Genomic DNA, 21430 nt, shown 5'->3' on the forward strand with positions numbered 1-21430 from the left:
ATTTAAAATTTATAATTTATAAATTTAAGTTAATTTTTTCTTAAAAGTATGCTAAAATAATACTAATGAAATTGGTATGTCCATGTTTTAGGAGGGGAAATTTAATGAAAAAACATGAAATCGGCTTAGTGCCGAAACTTATCATCGCCATTGTCATCGGTATTTTGATAGGTCAGTTTTTGCCTGAGAGCGTATGCAGGTTTGTGGTAACATTGTCGGGGATTTTCGGCTCATTTCTGAAATTTGTAATTCCGCTGATGATTCTTGCATATGTCACTATGGGTATTGCAGATTTATCACAGGGGGCGGGAAAGCTGCTTCTTATCACAGTTCTGATTGCATACGGCTCAACAATTGTCGCAGGTTCAGGTTCATATCTGGTATCATCAACATTGTTTCCAAGCTTTATCAGCGCGGATGCACTTGCACAGATAGAAGCTACAGCGGGGAATTCGGTAGATTCCTTCTTTTCTATAGCTCTTCCACCTGTAATAGATACATTATCGGCAGTTGTACTTGCATTTATACTTGGACTATGTATGTCTGCAATGCGTGGAAAAGAGATAGGAGATACACTTTATAACAGTTTTAAGGATTTTTCAACCATAATTGACAAGGTGCTTCACAAGGCAATCATTCCGTTACTTCCTCTGTTTATTTGCGGTACATTTGTAGATATGACAAAATCAGGAAGAACATTTGTTATACTTGGTATCTTATGGAAAGTATTTGTAGTTGTTATAATAATGCATTTGATTATAATAACAATCCAGTTTACAGTGGCAGGTGCCGTCAGCAAGAAGAATCCGTTTGTGCTTATTAAGAATCAAATTCCTGCATATACAACCGCTATAGGAACACAGTCATCAGCTGCAACAATACCTGTAAATCTTGAGTGTGCAAAAAATGACGGCGTAAGTGAGGAGATAAGAAATTTTGTAGTGCCGCTGTGTGCAAATATACATATGGCAGGGTCTATGATCACTATAGTAGCCTGCGCTACAGCAGTATGCTTAATGAACGGAATCCCGATAGGACTTCATACGGTAGTTCCGTTTGTAATGACTTTGGGTATTGCAATGGTGGCATCTCCGGGTGCACCGGGTGGTTCCATAATGACTGCACTTCCGTTTTTATATATGATTTTTGGAAAAGAGTTGGGAAATACGGACGGCCCGATATGTGCGCTTATGGTAGCACTTTATATTACACAGGATTCATTCGGAACTGCTTGCAATGTATCAGGTGATAATGCTATAGGTGTGGTAGTAGAGGCAATATATCAGAAGTTTATATTAAAAAAGTAATGGGAGACAGATATGCCGTTTATAAGTGTTTTTGATGTACTGGGTCCGAACATGATTGGACCCAGCAGCTCACATACAGCAGGAGCATGTGTAATAGCTTTTTTAGCAAGAAAGATGCTTGGAAGTAAGCCCAAAAAAGTGGAGTTTGTTTTGTACGGGTCCTTTGCAAAAACTTATAAAGGCCATGGAACGGATAGAGCATTGCTTGGAGGTCTTATGGGGTTTGGTACAGATGACGTAAGAATACGTGATTCATTTGATATTGCAAAGAAAAAAGGTATTGAATACAAGTTTACACCAAACAGTGAAGTAACAGACATTCATCCGAATACTGTAGATGTGTGTATGGAGGATGAAAAAGGTAAAAGGGTGACTGTAAGAGGTGAGTCACTGGGTGGAGGAAAGGTAAGGATAGTAAAGATAGGTGAAGTCGATATAGACTTCTCAGGTGAGTACAGTGCTTTAATATTGGTACATAAGGACAGACCGGGAATGATAGCCTATATCACAAAGATACTTTGTGAACACAGTATAAATATTGCATTTATGAAACTGTACAGAGAGTCAAAAGGCAATAAAGCTTATACTATAATTGAGTCTGATGAGCCTATTCAAAATACTGTAAAGGATGACTTGTACAAGAATGAATATATATCACAGGTGATGATAGTTCAATAGGAGAGTTTATGGATTTTAGTAATGCGAAAAAACTTTTAGAGCTTTGTGACAGTAACGGTATGTCTATTTCTGAAGTGATGAAACAAAGGGAATATGATGAGGGTACAAGCTCAAAAGAAGAGATAATAAAAAAGATGAGAAGAGTTCTTGAAATCATGAGAAATTCCGCAACAACGCCTGTCAATACACCGATGAAATCTATGGGAGGCCTGATAGGCGGTGAGGCAAAGAAACTTAATGACTACAGCCAAGAAAAGAAAAATATCGGAGGTGCGGTCTTAAGCAAGGGTATAACGTATGCTGTGGCGGTACTTGAGTGCAATGCCTCAATGGGGCTTATTGTGGCGGCACCCACAGCAGGCTCATCAGGTGTTGTGCCGGGGCTTCTGCTTGCGATGCAGGATGTGTACTCATTCTCAGATGAGAAAGTCATAGATGCATTGTTTGCATCAGGTGCTATAGGCTACCTTGCTATGAGAAATGCCACAGTCGCAGGCGCAGTGGGCGGCTGTCAGGCGGAGATGGGAGTGGCTTCCGCTATGGCGGCGGCAGGTGCAGTGGAACTGATGGGTGGAACTCCCGCACAGAGCCTTGATGCCGCATCAACAGTCCTTATGAATATGCTTGGACTTGTATGTGACCCTGTAGGAGGATTGGTGGAGTATCCATGTCAAAACAGGAATGCTTCAGGTGTGGCAAATGCCCTTGTAGCAACAGATATGGCACTTGCAGGTATTACACAGCTTATCCCGTTTGATGAGATGCTTGAAACCATGTATCTGGTAGGCAAGAGAATGCCTGTAGAACTTCGTGAAACCGCTCTGGGTGGCTGTGCTGTGGCTCCAAGTGCATGCAATGCATGTGGAATATGCGGGTAACATTATTATCTGTACAACCGATATAAAAAAATCAAATTTAATAGGGGCGTATAGCCCCTTATTCAGTTAAAATCTATTTTGTATATTTATAGAATCCTTCTCCGGCATTCACTCCGGTCTTACCCTCTGCAATATACTTTTCAAGTATTGCTTTTATCTTGCCCTGTACAGTGGTCGGGTCTTTTGAGAGAGGATTATTTGATACTATATTAAATGCAGTGTTGAGACCTACAATATCCAGGATTTGGAAGGGACCGTAGGGTGAGCCTGTGCCAAGTCTCCATGTTAGGTCAATTGTAGCCGGATCTGCGACCTCATTTGCAAGCAACATCTGACCTGCGTTAAGGAAAGGTATCAGCATAGAGTTAAGTATATATCCGGGCTGTTCTTTGTTAAGACGCAGCGGAATCATCTTGATCTCTGAAGCAAAATCGGCTACCGCTTCATAAGCCTCCTTTGATGTAGTGCTGTGTCCCATGATTTCAGCAGTGTTGCCAATCCAGATATTGTTTGCAAAATGTATTGCCAAATACTTTTGCGGTCTGCTTAGACAGTCACGAAACTGGCTTGGGACCATACTTGAAGAGTTGGTGGCAACTATAGTTTTTTCCTCAAGATGCGGATCAAGTAACTTATAGAATGCAATCTTAGCCTCAAGATTTTCTGCCATACTCTCGATAATAAGATCCGCATCATTACAAGCCTCTTCAAGGCTTGTTGTAAGTTTTATCTCTTTATAAGCTCTCTCGACGGCTTTTAAAAGTTTGTCTATATCAGATTCATTAACTTTGGAGGAATCTGTAATCAAGCCTCTTGGAAAAACCTTTCCGCTTCCAAGCTCTTTTTTTGCCTGTGTAAGTGTCTGCTTATAAATACCATATAATCTGTCAAGCTTCGGCTGTGTTCTTCCTATTGATTCATCACTCCTAAGCCATATCTTTACGTTAAAGCCGCAAAAAGCCGTCTGAAATGCTATCTGCGAGCCAAGTACACCGCCACCTGCAACTGTTATATTTTTCATATTGCCTCCTTACTGAAAGAATAAATATCACTGTGATATTTGGTTGTATAAAATTTATTATAGCATCTAAAAAATAAAATAAAAGTGAATATTGTATTTTATTTTAAAATATTTATTGATAGTTTTTTAACTTTCTTTTATAATATTCCGGTAGGTTTTGAAAGTTTCAAGGAGGAAATGGATGGGTAAGCAACCGACAAAGAAGAACAATGGCAATGTAGCGGGACTATTTTTAATGGTCTTGGCTGCTGTTATTACTGTTATAATAGCTTTTCCGGTTACTGACGGTGTCAGAAAGTATATAAAAGACAATATCAGGTATATTGCAGGTACATATTCCGCCACAGACAAGGGCTTTGGCGGAAATGTAAGAGCCACAGTAAAAGTAGGAGATAACGGAATAGAAAAAATTTCATTTAAGGGAGACAGTGAGACTCCCGATATAGGAAAAGCTGCTGTTGAGAAGCTGAATGAACAGATGAAGGCAAATGTAGATACGGAATTTGATTCTGTAAGCGGTGCAACCATTACATCAAGCGGCTTAAGGCATGCACTGAAGAAAGCTTTACTAAAGGCTCAAGGTAAAGAAATAAAAGGTGAGAGAAAGCCGCAGTCGGCAGATATTGTAGTAATAGGTGCAGGCGGTGCAGGAATGAGTGCTGCAATAGAGGCTGCACAAAACGGTGCTACAAATGTAGTTATTTTGGAGAAGATGCCTATTACAGGCGGTAATACTGTGAGAGCTACAGGCGGCTTGAATGCTTCAGAAACAAAGTATCAAAAAAGAGACGGTATAGAAGACAGCAATGAGCTTTTCTATGAGGATACTATGAAGGGTGGAAAGAATCTGAATGACCCGGAACTTGTAAAAACATTGGTAGAGAATTCCGCCCAAGCTGTAGATTGGGTTAATTCAATAGGTGGTGACCTTTCAGTAGTAGGACAGTTTGGCGGTGCAAGTGTTAAGAGAATACATAGACCGAGTGATACATCCGCTGTAGGTCCGATGCTTGTAAAGACATTTAATGCCAAGCTTGATAAGCTCGGTATACCTGTTTTATTGGAGACCAGAGCGACAAGGATCATTGCAGATAAGGACGGAAGGATAACAGGTGTAGAGGCGGAGGATGAAAACGGAATCTTTGTTATCGGTACAAAGGCTGTGGTACTTGCTACAGGCGGTTTTAGTGCAAATTCACAGATGGTGGCGGAATATGCTCCACAACTTAAAGGATTTATTACCACCAATCATGTAGGTGCAACCGGTGACGGTATTGAGATGGCACTTGAACTTGGTGCCGGACTTAAGGATATTGAGCAGATTCAGACTCATCCGACTGTAAATCCTGATACGGCAACTATGTATACAGAGGGTGTACGTGGAAACGGTGCAATACTTGTAAATGATGACGGAAAACGCTTTGTCAATGAACTTGACACCAGAGATGTGGTTTCCGCAGCTATAATGGCTCAGCCAAACGGTGAGAGCTGGCTTGTATTTGATACGGCGGTAAGAGAGTCACTTTCCGCTATAGAAAAGTATATCAATGAGGGAATCATTGTAGAGGCGGACAGTATAAAAGAATTGGCACAAAAAACAGGTATCAATGAAGCAAATCTTGTAGCCACTATGGAAAAGTACGCACAAATGCAGGCGGCAGGTCAAGACAGTGAGTTTGGCAGAAAAAGCATGGAAGTGCCTTTGTCCAAACCGCCTTATTTTGCAGGTTTGGCTAAGCCGGCGGTACATCATACAATGGGTGGTGTAAAGATAAATAAGGAAACACAGGTACTTAAGGAAGACGGAAGTGTTATTCCCGGTTTCTTTGCTGCCGGTGAGGTGACAGGCGGAGTGCATGGTGCCAACAGACTTGGCGGAAATGCCGTTACAGATATTGTGGTGTTCGGCAGAATTGCAGGTGACAGTGCAAATAAGTATGTACTTGACAATGGCGGCAACACCAAGAGAACTATCACGGCACAGACTGAAGATGCAAACTTTAAAGCCAAGGACATAAAAACCGACCTTAAGGACGGCTCATATAAGGGAAGTGCAAAGGGCTTTGGAGGTGATATAGAGGTTACATTCACCGTTAAGAAGGGTATAGTGAGTGATTTGGAAATTTCAGGTCCTAAGGAAACGGCTGAAATAGGTGCTAAAGCTGTCAATAAGATCAAAAAAGGAATGCAAAAGAGCGGTGAGTTCAAGGTTGACAATGTATCGGGAGCATCTGTGACATCTAAGGGAGTTACGGAGGCTATAAAAAATGCTAAAGCACAGTAGCTAAGCAAAGCTGATATCCAAAAAGGATGTCAGCTTTTTAATATATAATTACTTATATAAAATTATATAAAAAACAATGGAAAAATACATTACTTTATGTTACTATCTAAGTATTAGAGTAGGATGACATCTATAATTATATTTAGGAGGACAAATGCTGATTACCAGAGAAATGGACTACGCTGTAAGAGTTGTACGGGCATTAAAGGGAAATACAAAAATTTCCGCAACGGAGATTGCAAAAAAAGAACATCTGCCACAGGCTATTACATATAAGGTTTTGAACAGTTTGCTTAAGTCAAAGCTTGTCGGGAGTATGAGAGGTGTAAATGGCGGTTACTATCTGAAATGTGACTTAACCTGTACAACACTTTATGATATATGTGTTGCATTAGGTGAAGATATGAGTATTACAGAATGTATAAGGGACGGCTATGACTGTGTAAATAATAGATGTGGAGAATGTACTTTAAATAGAGAATTCAATAGAATACAGAACTCACTTAACAGAGAATTGCAACTGACCACTTTGGATAAACTTTTATAGGTTTATCCTTTTTTTGATAAAAATAATTGTAAAAAATATAATTGCAAATACTTAAAACGGTGCTATAATAGTTTTAAAATTTTAATAAGGAGCAGGTATATGATAAGAGAAATATATTTAGCCGGCGGCTGCTTTTGGGGTGTGGAAGGCTACTTTAAAAGGATTGAGGGTGTAAAAGATACTACCTGCGGCTATGCCAACGGAAAGACAGCAAACCCAAGCTATGAGGATGTGTGCCGACATAATACGGGGCATGCGGAGACTGTAAGGGTTTTATTTGATACGGATGTGATTAGCCTTGAGGATTTACTTATATATTATTTCAGAATAATTGATCCGGTCAGTGTAAATAAGCAGGGAAATGATGTGGGAACACAGTATAGAACCGGAATATATTATACAGACGAAAGCCTGTTACCGGTAATAAAAGCTGCTGTAGAAAGAGAGCAAAGAAAGTATAATGAAAAAATTGCAGTTGAGGTATTGCCGTTGGAAAACTTCTACAGTGCCGAGGAATATCATCAAAACTATCTTGATAAAAATCCGAACGGCTACTGTCATATCAATTTGAATTTGGCAAATGAGCCGATAGTAAGAAGTGAAAACTATAAAAAGCTTGATGATAAGGAGCTTAAGGAAAAATTGACAACGCTTCAGTATGATGTCACTATGAATGCAGCGACTGAAAGACCTTTTGACAATGAATTTAACTCAAACTTTGAAAGAGGTATCTATGTGGACATCACTTCAGGTGAGCCGCTTTTTCTTTCCATAGATAAGTTTGAGTCAGGTTGCGGCTGGCCAAGTTTTTCAAAGCCTATACAAAAGGATTTGGTGAGATATAATGAGGATCTAAGCCTTGGTAGACGAAGAATTGAGGTTAGAAGTAATGCAGCCGATGCACATCTGGGTCATGTATTTGATGACGGTCCGAGTGAACTTGGCGGACTTAGATATTGTATCAATTCAGCCGCACTACGCTTTATTCCGATTGATAAAATGGACGCACAAGGTTATGGATATTTGAAAAAATATATAAAATAATAAAGATTATAAAAAGCTTCACTTAATTTTATAGGTGAGGCTTTTAAATTTACAATAAATTTTTCTTGTAAATAGGGCTTTAAAATGTTAGTCTTAACAAAGAAAAGTAAAGGGGATAGATATGGCTGACAATTTTAGATATGGTGAAGATACCAAAATAGAAAAGACTGATGAAAAAAGAGCTAATTTTTCAGGTGGACTTGGTTATATATTGGCTGTTGCAGGCTCTGCGGTGGGGCTTGGTAACATTTGGAGATTTCCATATTTGGCGGCAAAGTATGGCGGCGGAATGTTTTTACTTACATATTTGATACTGACACTTACATTCGGATATGCAATGATTATGTCTGAAACCGCTATAGGCAGAATGACAAAAAGAAGTGCTATAGGTGCTTTCAATCACTTTGGGAACAGCAGGATATTAAAGATAGGCGGATTTATAAATGCTATAGTTCCTGTATTGATAGTGCCTTATTACAGTGTTATAGGCGGTTGGGTAGTAAAATACCTTGTAGAGTATATAAAGGGCAATGTGGACGGACTTGCAGCTGACGGATATTTTGGAGGTTTTATAGGCGATACGAAAGTGGTTTTCTTTTGGTTTGTTATATTTGCACTTGCCACCTTTGTAGTAATACTTGGCGGAGTGGAGCAGGGAATTGAGAGGGTATCAAAGATAATGATGCCGCTTCTTATAATACTTGCAATAGTTGTGGCACTGTATTCCGTTACCAGACCCGGAGCTATGGCAGGTGTGAAGTATTTCTTTGTACCGAACTTTCATAATTTTTCACTTATGACTGTGGTTGCCGCACTTGGACAGATGTTTTATTCACTTTCTATTGCAATGGGTATTCTTTATACATATGGTTCATATCTGACAAAGGATGTGGATGTGGAGATTTCCACTTCAAGAGTGGAGATGGTTGATACAGGTGTAGCCGTATTGGCAGGACTTATGGTAATACCGGCAGTATTTGCTTTTTCAGGAGGAGACCCTGATAAGCTTAAGGCAGGACCTTCACTGATGTTTATTACATTGCCTAAGGTATTTGAGAGTATGGGTGCAGGAAGGATTGCAGGTATCGGTTTTTTCTTACTTGTACTTTTGGCGGCTCTTACCAGTGCTATTTCACTTGTAGAGACAAGTATTTCAACATTCTGTGATGAGTTAAATCTTAGCAGAAACAAGTCTGTCATTTTGATGGCTTTTATAATGGTCTTTGTAGGCGGCTCATCTGCGGCAGGTTACGGTGTGCTTGACTTTGTAAAGATTTTTAAAATGCCTGTTTTGGATTTTTTGGACTTCCTTACCAATTCTATAATGATGCCGATAGCAGCCTTGGCTACCTGCTATCTGGTGGTAAGGATTATCACATTGAAAAAAATTGATGAAGAAATATCATATTCTTCCGCATTTAAGAGAAAAAGAATGTATAATATAGTGATGAGAGTGTTCGCACCGGTATTTTTAATTATTATATTGGTTAGTGCTATACTTAATACTTTGGGAGTTATCAATCTATAAGATTAGGCTGTTTGGAGTATCGGTTATATAAGGTATTGTTCCGACATTATAAGAAGAATGGAGTTTTTTGATGAAGAATTGGGATGTAGTTGCATTGGGCGAGTTATTGATTGATTTTACACCGGCAGGTCTTTCACAGGCAGGTATGAGGCTTTTTGAGCAAAACCCCGGAGGTGCGCCTGCAAATATGCTGACAGCAGTATCAAGGTCAGGTCTAAAGACGGCATTTATCGGTAAGATAGGTGCGGATATGCATGGTGATTTTTTAAGAAGTACACTGGAGAGTGTACCTATTGATACAAGCGGTTTGATTACAGATCCTTCCGTCTTTACAACTCTTGCATTTGTAAGCCTCTCTATAACAGGAGACAGAGGATTTTCTTTTGCAAGAAAGCCGGGAGCGGATACAAGGCTTACTATAGATGAGATAAATAAGGATATGCTGACAGATACAAAGATTTTCCATGTAGGCTCACTTTCACTTACAGATGAACCGGCAAGAACGGCTACATTTGAATCTGTAAAGATTGCAAAGGATGCAGGTGCAATTATATCCTATGATCCCAACTATCGTGCTCCGCTTTGGGAAAATGTGGATAAGGCTATGGAAATGATGAGGCTTATGATACAGTTTGCGGATGTTATGAAGATATCTGATGAGGAGACTTCACTTTTAACACCGTATTCAGATCCGCTTGAAGCCGGAAAGCATCTGATAGATAACGGAGTAAAGCTTGCTGTAGTAACTCTCGGGGCAAAAGGTGCATTGGTGGTATCGGCTTCAGGCTATGTGGAGGTTCCGGGATTTAAAAGTACGGTTGTTGATACTACAGGTGCCGGAGATTCATTCTGGGGCGGACTTTTAGCAAGATTTTTAAGCGAAGAAGTAAACTTAAATGAAATCACTACAAGTCAGATGTATGATATTGCAAAATACGGAAATGCGGTGGCAAGTCTCTGTGTAGAAAAAAGAGGCGGTATAGTAAGTATTCCTACATTTGAAGAGGTGGTAGAGAGGTTGAATAAATGAAAAAAATAGATGTTGCGGTTATTATGGCAGGGGGAAAGGGCAGCAGACTTCGCAGTATAACAAATGATGAGATTCCGAAGCCTATGGTTTCGGTAGACGGAAAGCCACTGTTGGAACATCAGGTTGAAAGACTGAAAGAATACGGTATAAAAAAGATTGTAATGATTGTAGGTCATTTAGGTGAAAAGATTATGGAGCACTTTAAAGACGGCAAGGACTTCGGTGTGGATATTGACTACATTGTAGAGAAAGAGCCGTTAGGCACGGCAGGTGCATTCTGTTATCTTAAGGATAAGACGGATGCAAAAGATTTTTTGCTTATCTTCGGTGATGTATTCTTTGATATTGATTTTGACAGAATGGAGGACTTCCATTTCAAAAATGCCGCACTTACCACACTGTTTGCACATCCGAACGGTCATCCCTATGACTCCGATCTTATACAGACGGATGAGAGCGGTAAGGTCGTCGGATTTGATTCAAAACACAATGTAAGAGATTACTGGTATGACAATATGGTAAATGCAGGTATGTATATTATAAATAGAGAACTGCTTGAACTTGTAAAAGAGCCTGTAAAGATTGACTTTGAAAAGGATATTTTGGCAAATCAGGTAAAACAGGGAGCAAATATCTATGCCTATCATTCACCCGAGTATGTAAAGGATGTAGGCACTGTGGACAGAATCAATGCAACTGTTGAAGAGCTTAGAAGCGGTCTTATTGCATCCAAGAATCTTAAGAACAAACAAAGAGCTGTTTTTCTTGACAGAGACGGCACTATGAATATTTCAAAGGGATTTATCTCAAAGGCTGAAGATCTTGAGCTGATTCCCGGAACAATTGAAGCTGTAAAGGCTATAAATAAGAGTGGTGCATTGGCAATAGTTATTACAAATCAGCCTGTTATTGCAAGAGGTGAATGCAGTTTTGAGGAGCTTCACAATATTCACAATAAGTTAAAGACACTTCTTGGTGAGAAGGGAGCTTTTGTGGATGATATTTTTTATTGTCCACATCATCCTGACAAGGGATTTGAAGGAGAGGTGCCTGAACTTAAGTTTGACTGTGAATGCAGAAAGCCGAAGACCGGTATGATAGAGGAGGCGGTTGACAAGTATAATATTGACCTGTCAAGGTCATATATGGTGGGAGATTCCACTATGGATCTTGAGACGGCAAGAAATGCCGGAGTCAAGTCGGTACTTGTAGAAACCGGATTTGCAGGAAATGACGGCAAGTATGACAGAAGTTGTGATATCAAGGCGAAAGACCTATTTGATGCGGTAGAAAAAATAATTAAAGATATTAAATAGATTTTATTAAATAGATTTTATTAAATAGATTTTTATAGAGGCTTTTAATTTATAATCCTATGATTTGGATTATAAAACTAAAAGCCTGTTATTTTTACCATGTGCATCTGGCACTTGCACCACATGGCAATATGTATTCCGATTTGTTCACACGAAGTCCGATCTCCATAGCTTCAATATTTGCAGAAGGAAGGAGGTTTTCTTCAAGTGATTTTTTGATCATATAGGTAAGTACACCGGGGGCAAGACCTGTAGTATATGAGTTTATAAGAAAGAAGAGAGGCTCTTTGCTTAAAAGTCTTGTAGTAAGTTTTATAAAATCGTATATAGAGTCCTCTATTTTCCATATCTCACCCTTTGGGCCTCTGCCATATGACGGCGGATCCATTATTATTGCATCATAAGTATTTCCGCGTCTGATTTCTCTTTGAACGAACTTGATACAGTCATCCACAAGCCATCTGACAGGTTCATTTGAAAGATTGGAACTTATCATATTTTCTTTTGCCCAACCTACCATACCCTTGCTTGCATCCACATGTGTAACTGAAGCACCTGCTGCTGCGGAGGCCAGTGTAGCCCCACCTGTATAGGCAAACAGATTGAGCAAATTTATCTCTCTGTCTGCATTTTTTATCATTTTATAGCTGAAGTCCCAGTTTGTCGCCTGCTCGGGAAATACACCTGTATGTTTGAAAGTAAAAGGTTTCAGATTAAAGGTTAACTTTGTTGATGCAAGCTCATAGTCAATACTCCATGTGTTCGGAAGATTGAAAAATTCCCAATGTCCGCCACCTGCCTTGCTTCTGTGGTAGTGACCGTTTTTTATTTTCCATGCAGGGTTTTTATGCTCGGTATTCCAAAGTACCTGCGGGTCGGGTCTTACAAGTATATAATTTCCCCACCTTTCAAGTTTTTCGCCGTTTGAAGTATCCAGTATTTCATAGTCCTTCCAATTATCCGCAATCCACATAATATTTCTTCCTAAAAATTGATTTATATAAAATAACAATGCCGTTTGGAAAAACCCATACGGCATTGTTCTTGCCGGATAAACCGGCTATCTACTAAAGATATTTAAATAATTCCTGTGCCTCATCCTTCTTTGTGGTTTCCTTTAGTGAAAGAACCTCTACCTTTACAGATTTACCACCGAATAATACTTCTACAATATCTCCAACTTTTACCTCAGCAGATGCTTTGATGACTTTATCATTTATAAGAACTCTGCCTGCATCACATGCTTCATTGGCTATTGTGCGTCTTTTGATTATTCTTGAAACTTTTAAAAATTTGTCAATACGCATCAGTTATTAACAGCATCCTTTAGTGCCTTGCCCGGCTTAAACTTTGCAACTACACTCTCGGCAACCTTCATTGTCTCACCGGTTCTTGGGTTTCTAACCTCTCTTTCAGGTCTTACAGATGTCTCAAATGTTCCGAAACCAACAAGCTGGATTTTTCCCTTATTAGTAAGCTCTTCTGTAACAACATCTACAAAAGCCTTAAGAGCTGATTCAGCTTCTTTTTTTGTAACGGAATCGCCCATCTTCTTAGCCATAGCATCGATTAACTCTGTTCTATTCATTTTTTCCTCCTAAAAATAATGTTTGAAAAAACATTATACTAAAATAGTGTCGCCGATTATAAACGGCAATTATTATGAGGCATAGCACCACCCATAACATACTTTTTATAGTCTGTTTACGGCGGTTTGTCAAGAACAATAAAGCAAAAAAGCCATTTTGTAAGGCTTTCTTTGATATAATGAAATTGAATTTTAAGAAAATATATATTTTTGGTTGACAAGGGTATAATAATTGATGTATTATACATATACCCCGTGGGGGTGTATGTGTTGAAAGTAAGAACACTGTGACGGTAAGTTCTTCATTTTACACTCGGTGAAGGTATATAAGTTGCTTTTAGTATATAAGTAGCTTATTATATTATTGTTTCGGCACCCTTAAAAGTGCAAAGGATATATACTAAGGAAGGATATATATGATAAAGGAAAAGTACAATATCACAGGAATGAGTTGTGCCGCCTGCTCCGCAAAGGTGGAAAAGACGGTAAGTAAGCTTGTCGGTATGGATAAGGCTTCTGTAAATCTTTTGACCAACTCTATGCAGGTTGAATATGATGAGAAGAAGCTTAGTTCAAAGGATATAATAAAAAGTGTAGTTGATGCAGGCTACGGTGCTTCGCTTGCAGGTGATACAAAGGAAAAAGCAAAGGATAAGAGCATCAAAAAGACAAATGATGATGCTATAAGCTCTATGAAGTTCAGACTGAAGGTATCTATTATCTTCCTTGCTATATTGATGTATTTCAGTATGGGAAGTATGATCGGTCTGCCGCTTCCGAACTTTTTATCGGGAGCAGGCAATCCGGTAGGATTTGCACTGACACAGCTTTTGTTGGTGCTTCCTGTAATGTATGTGAACAGAAAGTATTATATAAGCGGATTTAAGTCACTTAGCCACTTTTCCCCGAATATGGATACATTGGTTGCGGTAGGCACTATAGCGGCTTTTATATATGGTGTTATAGCAATCTATATTATGGGATATGCGCTAAATAATAATGATATAAATATTGTAACAGAGTATAGAAAAAATCTTTACTTTGAGTCGGTTTCTATGATACTTACCTTGATTACTTTGGGTAAGTTCTTTGAAACAGGTTCAAAGGCAAGAACTACAGACGCTATTTCAAAGCTTATAGACCTTTCACCAAAGAGAGCCAATGTAATAAGAGACGGTGTGGAAGAAAATATTCTGACTGAGGATGTAAGAGTTGGAGATATAGTGGTAATAAGGCCCGGAGAGAGCATCCCTGTAGACGGCATCATAATAGAGGGAAGTACAAGTGTTGATGAGAGTGCCATCACAGGTGAGAGTATTCCGGTGCAAAAGGATAAGGGAGATAAACTGATAGGTGCTACAATTAACAAAAACGGAAGTGTAAAGATAAAGGCTTCAGATGTAGGCGAGGATACGGCTATTTCAAGAATTATCGCTTTGGTGGAGGAGGCTTCATCATCTAAAGCACCTATTGCCAAGATGGCGGATAAGGTTGCAGGTGTATTTGTGCCTGTAGTAATGGGAATAGCCTTGGTTACATTTATTGTATGGCTTGTACTCGGATATGATTTTTCATTTGCACTCAATCGTGCTATAGCGGTACTTGTTATATCCTGTCCATGTTCACTTGGTCTTGCCACTCCTGTAGCAATAATGGTCGGTACCGGAAAGGGAGCTGAAAACGGTATACTTATAAAGTCGGCTGATGCGCTTGAGACCACTCACAGCATTGATACCGTAGTGCTTGATAAAACAGGTACGGTAACCAAGGGAAAACCTGTAGTTACAGATATTATAGGGTTTGATATAGATGAGAATGAGTTTTTGAAGCTGGCGGCGAGTGTGGAGAGTGCCTCTGAACATCCGCTTGCCGAGGCTATTGTGGAAAAAGCCAAAGAAAAAAATCTGGCAATTTCATTGCCGAAGGATTTTAGGGCACAATCGGGAAGAGGTATAAGAGCGGATATTGACGGCAAAAAGATTGTAGCCGGTAATGAGCAGGCAATAAAGGAAACTGTCGGAAACGACACAGGATTTGACACTGTATTTGATAAGGGTAATGAGCTGGCATCACAGGGTAAGACTCCGATGTATTTTATGGCGGATAACAAGCTTATTGGAATCATAGCGGTAGCGGATACTATAAAGGATGACAGCAAAGAGGCTATAGAGGCTCTTAAGGCAAGAGATATTGATGTGGTACTTTTAACAGGTGACCACAAAAATACCGCAACAGCTATTGCAAAGCAGGCAGGTATCAACAAGGTAATAGCCGAGGTCCTTCCTACAGATAAGGAAGAGCATGTAAGAAAGCTTATGGAGGCGGGACATAAGGTGGCAATGGTAGGTGACGGTATCAATGATTCACCTGCACTTGCAAGAGCTGATGTAGGCATTGCAATAGGTGCCGGAACAGATGTGGCTATAGAGAGTGCGGATATAGTACTTATGCACAGTTCATTAAATGATGTGGCGACAGCCATTGACCTTAGCAAGGCGGTTATAAGAAATATAAAGCAGAATCTTTTCTGGGCATTCTTTTATAACTCCGTAGGAATCCCGCTTGCGGCAGGTGTATTTTATTTAAGCCTCGGATGGAAGCTCAGTCCGATGTTCGGTGCGGCGGCTATGGGAATGAGCAGTGTATGTGTGGTAAGCAATGCACTTAGACTTCGCGGATTTAAGCGGGTAAATATAAAGAATAATAAATCAGGCAATGATGAGATAGTTCTCATTGAAAATAATGAAAAAAAGAAAGAGGAAAAAATTATGACAACAGTAATTAATGTAAACGGAATGATGTGTGAACATTGTAAGGCAACAGTGGAGAAAGTAACAAAGGCCGTAGAGGGTGTAAGCAATTCAATAGTGAATTTGGACGCAAAAAATGTTACAATAGAGTATACCGACGGCACAGATCTTGAGAAGGTAAAGAAGGCTATCACTGACGCAGGTTATGAGGTGGTATAATGAGAGCCGACTCTAAGACTGTTCTGCGACAATTAAAAACTGCAAAAGGACAGCTTGAGGGAATCATAAAAATGGTTGAAGAGGACAGATACTGCATTGATATATCAAATCAGGTACTTGCCGCCAGAGCTATTTTGGAGAGGGTGAATCGTACTATCATTGAAGGTCATATTGAAGGGTGTATCCTTGATGCCGCCGCCACAGGCAGTGACGAAGAGAGAAAGGAAAAGATAGTCGAGCTGTCAAATACTATAAAGAAGATGATGAAGTAATGGAAAGACAGATCCTATATATAATAGATAAGGACTATAAGAGTATATCGGACTTTTTAAAAAGTAAGGGATATACCGCTTCAAATATAGCCAAATTAAAAAAATATGAAAACGGTATATTGCTCAACGGTATTTGGGCATATATGAATCAGAAGCCGGCAAGGTTTGACCGGCTTCTTGTTCGTGTATGTGAATATAATAACAGTGAAAATATATTGCCTGTTTGCATAAAGCTTGATATAAAATATGAGGATGATGATATAGTGGTGGTAAATAAACCAAGCGATATGCCTATTCATCCAAGCCTTAATAACTATGACAATTCAATGGCAAATGCTTTGATGTATTACTACAGGGATAAAAATTTTGTCTTCAGATGTATAAACAGGCTTGACAGGGATACTACAGGGCTTACTGTTGTGGCAAAGCATTTTCTTAGTGCCGGCATACTGAATACCTCAATGCAAAGGCGTGAGATAAAAAGAATATACAATGCCATAGTTGAAGATGACGGAAGCCTTACAGACAGCGGGAGCATAGATGCACCTATATCCAGAGAGGATAATACACTTATAAAGAGAAGAGTAAGTGCAAACGGTCATAGGGCTATAACTCATTATAAGATTTTAAAAAGGATGAGAGGGGCCTCTTTGATAGAACTTGGGCTTGAGACCGGAAGGACGCATCAGATAAGAGTACATATGAGCCATATAGGGCATCCGCTTGTAGGCGATTATTTATATAATGAAAAGTATTATGATAAAGATAATGTAAGGCCGCTGTTGCATTCAAAAAGTCTTGATCTTTTGCAACCTCTGACAGGAAAGAGACTGCATTTAGAATGTGAGCTGCCGACAGATTTTACAGAAAGAATTGATAGGAAAGAATATGTTTAGAATAGAATATCCGCATCTGGATATGAAAAAGATTGCAGACAGCGGACAGATATTTAGATTTAACGTTTATAATGATGAGTACAGCCTTGTGGCAGGGGATAAGCTTTTGTTTATAAAAGAGGATAAGAACGGATATATACTCTCATGCAGTGAGTTTGAATTTGAGAACTTTTGGATGGACTACTTTGACTTAAGACTTGACTACAGTGATTTTGAAAAGAATATTCCGGCAGATGATTTGTTTTTGATAAATGCCGCCGAGTACTCCTACGGTATCAGAATACTTAATCAGGATAAATGGGAGATGTTAATATCTTTTATTATTTCACAAAGAAAGAGTATACCTGCAATAAAGTCATCTATCGAAAAGCTTGCAAAAAGATATGGCAAAAAGATAGATATGAAAGTACCTGACTTTATAAAAAATATTGATAAAAACAGTGAGTTTTTTGCTTTCCCTACACCTAAAGTACTTGCAAATGCAAGCGTAGATGAGTTAAATGCCTGTTCATTGGGATATAGAAGCCCATATATTGAGGCAACTGCAAAGACCGTATACAGAGGAGATATTGACCTTGAAGCTTTAAGCGGGCTTGATGACAATGAACTTTTGGCGGCACTTATGAGCCTTAAAGGAGTAGGTATCAAAGTGGCAAACTGTGTGGCACTTTTCGGATATCACAGGATTGCGGCCTTTCCTATTGATGTCTGGATAAAGAGAATGATTGATGAGCATTATGCCGGAGAATTTCCGCTAAAACTCTATGACGGTTATGCCGGAGTTATTCAACAATATATTTTCTATTATGGCAGAGAAAGTACGAAACATAGTGGAAAACAACCATAAAATTTGGTATCATAGTATAGTACCAAAACGGTAAAGGGACATATTTCCTATGAAAGGAGCATTATGAACGAACTTACAAAAAAAACTTATGAGACTTGGAAGAGTGCTAAACTGGAGGATGAAAATCTTATAGCGGAGCTTGCGGCTATCGAGAACGACGAAGATGCTGTTAATGACAGATTCTATAAGGAATTGGCATTCGGTACGGGCGGTTTAAGAGGTGTACTTGGTGTCGGAAGCAACAGAATGAATATATATACTGTAGGTAAAGCCAGCAGAGGATTGGCAAACTATATCAATTCAATTTCAAAGACACCTAAGCTTGCCATAGCATATGACAGCAGACATAATTCGGATGTATTTGCAAAAAGAGCGGCAGGTATATTTGCAGGAGCAGGTATCAAGGTTTATATCTGGAAAGAACTTATGCCTACACCGTCTCTTTCATTTGCGGTAAGAGAACTCGGATGTGACGGAGGTATTATTGTTACGGCAAGTCACAACCCTTCAAAATACAACGGTTATAAGGTTTATGGTGCGGACGGATGTCAGATAGCAAATGAAGTTGCAGACAGAATACTTGATGAGATAAACAGTGTCGATACTTTTGAAAATTATCCTGTAGTGGACTTTGAAGAGGGGCTAAAGTCAGGCATTATCGAATACGTAAGCGAAGATACCTTTAATGCATTCATAGATGCGGTTTCAACACAGACTTTCATAGGTGATGATATAAATAAGGATGTAAAGATTGCTTATACACCGCTGTACGGAACAGGACTTAGATGCGTTACAACCTGTCTTAAGAAAAACGGATTTACGAATATTGAAGTGGTAAAGGAGCAGGCAACTCCAAACGGTGATTTCCCGACCTGTCCATACCCGAACCCTGAGATAAGACAGGCGCTTGAGGTGGGGCTTAAGGTGGCTAAGGAAGTTGGAGCGGATATACTTATAGCTACAGACCCTGATTGTGACAGAGTGGGTATTGCCGTAAAACAGGGTGATGATTTCAGACTTTTCTCAGGCAATGAGGTAGGTGTACTTCTTACAGACTTTATTGCAAAGAGAAAGGTAGCTATGGGCATTATGCCGAAGAATCCTGTACTTGTAAAGACTATAGTTACAACAGATCTTGCAAAGAGAGTGGCGGATGACTACGGCATTGAGACCAGAGATGTACTTACAGGATTTAAGTATATAGGTGATCAGATTGCAGGTCTTGAAAAAGACGGAGAGGTGAACAGATATCTTCTCGGATTTGAGGAGAGTTACGGATATCTTTCAGGAAGCTATGTAAGAGATAAGGACGCGGTAAACGGATCATATCTGATAGCACAGATGTTTGCATACTATAAGGCCAAAGGAAAGTCACTGCTTGAGGTACTTGAGGGACTTTATAAGAAGTACGGATATTATCTTAATACACTTTATTCATTTGAGTTTGACGGCGAGAGCGGCATGAAAAAGATGGATGAAATAATGGACAGCTTCAGAAACAATACTCCAAGTGAGATTGCAGGTATAAAGGTGCTTGAGGTAAGAGATTATGAGACTTCCACTCAGACCACACTTAAAACAGGTGCCAAGGAAGAGATAAAACTTCCGAAGTCAAATGTTATCAAATATATGCTTGAGGGCAATTCAAGTGCCGTACTAAGACCGTCGGGAACGGAGCCTAAGCTTAAATTATACCTTGCAATAAGCGGTGAAAATGAAGCCGGTGCAAGAGAACTTGAGAGCAAAATAGCGGATGAATTAAAGAAGCATTTAGCATAAAATTTTTTAGAGGCTGTAGATTTCAGCCTCTTTTTGTGCCTGAAATCAGATATTGACAAAGATTTTTGCTTGCAATTTAAAATCCTGTATGCTATCATTGTGCGGTAGACGAACAGATGTATTTTAGAGGCGAACATGGAACAAAATGTCAAATATTATGTGGTAAAAGACAAGGCGGTACCGGAGGTGCTTATAAAGGTAGTCGAGGCAAAAAGGCTTTTGACGGCGGATAAGATAATGACTGTAAAGGAAGCCACAGACAAATGTGGTATAAGCAGAAGCTCATTTTATAAATATAAAGATGATATATTTCCTTTTGATGATTCTTCAAAGGGAAGAAATATTACACTTTCGATTCAAATATCAGATGAACCGGGGCTTTTATCGGAACTTTTGGCAGTAGTTGCAAAATATCATGCCAATATTTTGACAATACATCAAACTATACCTGTAAGCGGTGTGGCAACTATTTCTTTGTCTATAGAGATTTTAAAGGATACCGGAGACTTGTCTAAGATGGTAGATGAAATCGGAAGCTTGGAAGGCATCTTTGATATAAAAATTTTAGCTAGGGAGTAATGTATGTTTAATGTTGCAATTTTAGGATTTGGAACGGTAGGTTCAGGTGTATATGAAGTTATAAAGGAAAACAATGCACTTTTAAAGCAAAAGACAGGTGAAGATATAGCGGTAAAAAAGATACTTGATATTCGTGATTTCCCGGGTAGCGAGTGGGAAAGTCTGGTTGTACATGATATAAAAGAAATTATAGAGGACAATGATATAGATGCAGTGGTTGAGACAATGGGCGGAACATCTCCGGCATTTGAGTTTGTAAGAGATGCACTTCTTTCAGGAAAGCATGTTACTACATCAAATAAGGCATTGGTAGCGGCACATGGTACCGAACTTTTAAAGATTGCAAAAGAAAAAAATGTGAACTTCTTCTTTGAAGCAAGTGTAGGCGGCGGAATTCCGATAATCCGAACACTTACGGAGAGCTATGCCGGTGAGCATTTTAAAGAGATTACAGGTATCTTAAACGGTACAACCAATTATATCCTTACAAAGATGGATGCCGAGGGTGAGGATTTTGAAAAAGCACTCTCTACAGCACAGGAACTCGGTTATGCTGAGAGAAACCCTGAAGCGGATGTAAAAGGGCATGATACTTGTAGAAAGATTGCTATACTGGCATCTTTAGCTACAGGCAAGGAAGTAAACTTTGAGGAAATCTATACAGAGGGTATTACAAAGATAGATACTACAGATTTTGAATATGCCAAGCATATGAAACTTTCTATAAAACTCTTTGGAGATTCAAAGTTTGAAGACGGTATGTTATATGCATTTGTAGCACCTGTAATGGTGGAAAGAGACCATCCGCTCTATATGGTAAATGATGTGTTCAACGGTATTATGGTGGAAGGAAATATGCTTGGAAAG

General features: G+C 39.2%; 20 protein-coding genes. 16 read left to right on the forward strand and 4 right to left on the reverse strand.

Going from position 1 to position 21430, the window contains the following annotated elements:
- Positions 1-104 precede the first annotated feature (104 nt).
- From HMPREF0381_RS05635 to sdaAA, 3 genes are read left to right on the forward strand one after another with little or no spacing between them, the layout of a single operon-like run.
- Positions 105-1307: a dicarboxylate/amino acid:cation symporter gene (locus HMPREF0381_RS05635; protein WP_008750954.1), complete on the forward strand. Its 1203-nt coding sequence runs from the start codon at positions 105-107 to the stop codon at positions 1305-1307.
- Between the two features lie 12 nt (positions 1308-1319).
- A complete protein-coding gene (gene sdaAB, locus HMPREF0381_RS05640) occupies positions 1320-1985 on the forward strand; it encodes an L-serine ammonia-lyase, iron-sulfur-dependent subunit beta (protein WP_008750955.1) in 666 nt (221 codons plus the stop codon).
- Between the two features lie 8 nt (positions 1986-1993).
- The gene (sdaAA, locus tag HMPREF0381_RS05645; RefSeq protein ID WP_008750956.1) at positions 1994-2863 is read left to right on the forward strand and encodes an L-serine ammonia-lyase, iron-sulfur-dependent, subunit alpha; all 870 of its coding nucleotides are present in this window, start codon (positions 1994-1996) and stop codon (positions 2861-2863) included.
- Between the two features lie 73 nt (positions 2864-2936).
- Here the strand turns inward: sdaAA and HMPREF0381_RS05650 are convergent, their stop codons facing one another.
- Positions 2937-3884, reverse strand: a complete 948-nt coding sequence (locus HMPREF0381_RS05650; protein ID WP_008750957.1) for a 3-hydroxyacyl-CoA dehydrogenase — start codon at positions 3882-3884, stop codon at positions 2937-2939.
- A 181-nt stretch (positions 3885-4065) separates the two neighbouring features.
- Here HMPREF0381_RS05650 and HMPREF0381_RS05655 point away from each other — a divergent pair, with 181 nt between their 5' ends.
- The 6 genes from HMPREF0381_RS05655 to HMPREF0381_RS05680 all read left to right on the forward strand — a co-directional run bounded on the left by HMPREF0381_RS05655 (position 4066) and on the right by HMPREF0381_RS05680 (position 11633).
- A complete protein-coding gene (locus HMPREF0381_RS05655; RefSeq protein WP_008750958.1) occupies positions 4066-6168 on the forward strand; it encodes a flavocytochrome c in 2103 nt (700 codons plus the stop codon).
- Positions 6169-6322: 154 nt separating this feature from the next.
- Positions 6323-6715 carry an RrF2 family transcriptional regulator gene (locus tag HMPREF0381_RS05660; protein ID WP_008750959.1) on the forward strand — a complete coding sequence of 131 codons (393 nt, stop codon included), beginning with the start codon at positions 6323-6325 and terminating at the stop codon, positions 6713-6715.
- A 99-nt stretch (positions 6716-6814) separates the two neighbouring features.
- Positions 6815-7759, forward strand: a complete 945-nt coding sequence (gene msrB / locus HMPREF0381_RS05665; protein ID WP_008750960.1) for a peptide-methionine (R)-S-oxide reductase MsrB — start codon at positions 6815-6817, stop codon at positions 7757-7759.
- Positions 7760-7880: 121 nt separating this feature from the next.
- The gene (locus HMPREF0381_RS05670) at positions 7881-9287 is read left to right on the forward strand and encodes a sodium-dependent transporter (RefSeq protein WP_008750961.1); all 1407 of its coding nucleotides are present in this window, start codon (positions 7881-7883) and stop codon (positions 9285-9287) included.
- Between the two features lie 70 nt (positions 9288-9357).
- Positions 9358-10317 carry a carbohydrate kinase family protein gene (locus HMPREF0381_RS05675; protein ID WP_008750962.1) on the forward strand — a complete coding sequence of 320 codons (960 nt, stop codon included), beginning with the start codon at positions 9358-9360 and terminating at the stop codon, positions 10315-10317.
- A complete protein-coding gene (locus tag HMPREF0381_RS05680; protein WP_008750963.1) occupies positions 10314-11633 on the forward strand; it encodes an HAD-IIIA family hydrolase in 1320 nt (439 codons plus the stop codon). The genes HMPREF0381_RS05675 and HMPREF0381_RS05680 overlap by 4 nt, the downstream gene beginning before the upstream one ends.
- Before the next feature lie 94 nt (positions 11634-11727).
- On the opposite strand, the gene HMPREF0381_RS05685 is transcribed toward HMPREF0381_RS05680, so the two are convergent.
- The 3 genes from HMPREF0381_RS05685 to HMPREF0381_RS05695 form a co-directional block, all read right to left on the reverse strand.
- On the reverse strand, positions 11728-12606 hold the full coding sequence (locus HMPREF0381_RS05685; RefSeq protein ID WP_040461198.1) for a class I SAM-dependent methyltransferase: 879 nt from the start codon (positions 12604-12606) through the stop codon (positions 11728-11730).
- Between the two features lie 94 nt (positions 12607-12700).
- The gene (locus HMPREF0381_RS05690; protein WP_008750965.1) at positions 12701-12940 is read right to left on the reverse strand and encodes an RNA-binding S4 domain-containing protein; all 240 of its coding nucleotides are present in this window, start codon (positions 12938-12940) and stop codon (positions 12701-12703) included.
- A complete protein-coding gene (locus HMPREF0381_RS05695; RefSeq protein ID WP_008750966.1) occupies positions 12940-13221 on the reverse strand; it encodes an HU family DNA-binding protein in 282 nt (93 codons plus the stop codon). The genes HMPREF0381_RS05690 and HMPREF0381_RS05695 overlap by 1 nt, the downstream gene beginning before the upstream one ends.
- A 416-nt stretch (positions 13222-13637) precedes the next feature.
- Between HMPREF0381_RS05695 and HMPREF0381_RS05700 the strand changes: the two genes are divergently transcribed.
- From HMPREF0381_RS05700 to HMPREF0381_RS05730, 7 genes are all read left to right on the forward strand, one after another.
- A complete protein-coding gene (locus tag HMPREF0381_RS05700; RefSeq protein ID WP_008750967.1) occupies positions 13638-16190 on the forward strand; it encodes a heavy metal translocating P-type ATPase in 2553 nt (850 codons plus the stop codon).
- On the forward strand, positions 16190-16462 hold the full coding sequence (locus HMPREF0381_RS05705; RefSeq protein ID WP_008750968.1) for a metal-sensing transcriptional repressor: 273 nt from the start codon (positions 16190-16192) through the stop codon (positions 16460-16462). Before HMPREF0381_RS05700 ends, HMPREF0381_RS05705 begins: the two co-directional genes overlap by 1 nt.
- The gene (locus HMPREF0381_RS05710; RefSeq protein ID WP_008750969.1) at positions 16462-17358 is read left to right on the forward strand and encodes an RluA family pseudouridine synthase; all 897 of its coding nucleotides are present in this window, start codon (positions 16462-16464) and stop codon (positions 17356-17358) included. The genes HMPREF0381_RS05705 and HMPREF0381_RS05710 overlap by 1 nt, the downstream gene beginning before the upstream one ends.
- Positions 17351-18205: a DNA-3-methyladenine glycosylase family protein gene (locus tag HMPREF0381_RS05715; RefSeq protein WP_008750970.1), complete on the forward strand. Its 855-nt coding sequence runs from the start codon at positions 17351-17353 to the stop codon at positions 18203-18205. Before HMPREF0381_RS05710 ends, HMPREF0381_RS05715 begins: the two co-directional genes overlap by 8 nt.
- A 63-nt stretch (positions 18206-18268) precedes the next feature.
- The gene (locus HMPREF0381_RS05720) at positions 18269-19984 is read left to right on the forward strand and encodes a phospho-sugar mutase (protein WP_008750971.1); all 1716 of its coding nucleotides are present in this window, start codon (positions 18269-18271) and stop codon (positions 19982-19984) included.
- A gap of 135 nt (positions 19985-20119) precedes the next feature.
- On the forward strand, positions 20120-20563 hold the full coding sequence (locus HMPREF0381_RS05725) for an ACT domain-containing protein (RefSeq protein ID WP_008750972.1): 444 nt from the start codon (positions 20120-20122) through the stop codon (positions 20561-20563).
- A 3-nt stretch (positions 20564-20566) separates the two neighbouring features.
- Positions 20567-21430: homoserine dehydrogenase (locus HMPREF0381_RS05730; RefSeq protein WP_008750973.1), on the forward strand; the 864-nt coding region annotated here is incomplete at its 3' end.

It is taken from the genome of Lachnoanaerobaculum saburreum DSM 3986, assembly GCF_000185385.1.
GTDB classification, from domain to species: domain Bacteria; phylum Bacillota; class Clostridia; order Lachnospirales; family Lachnospiraceae; genus Lachnoanaerobaculum; species Lachnoanaerobaculum saburreum.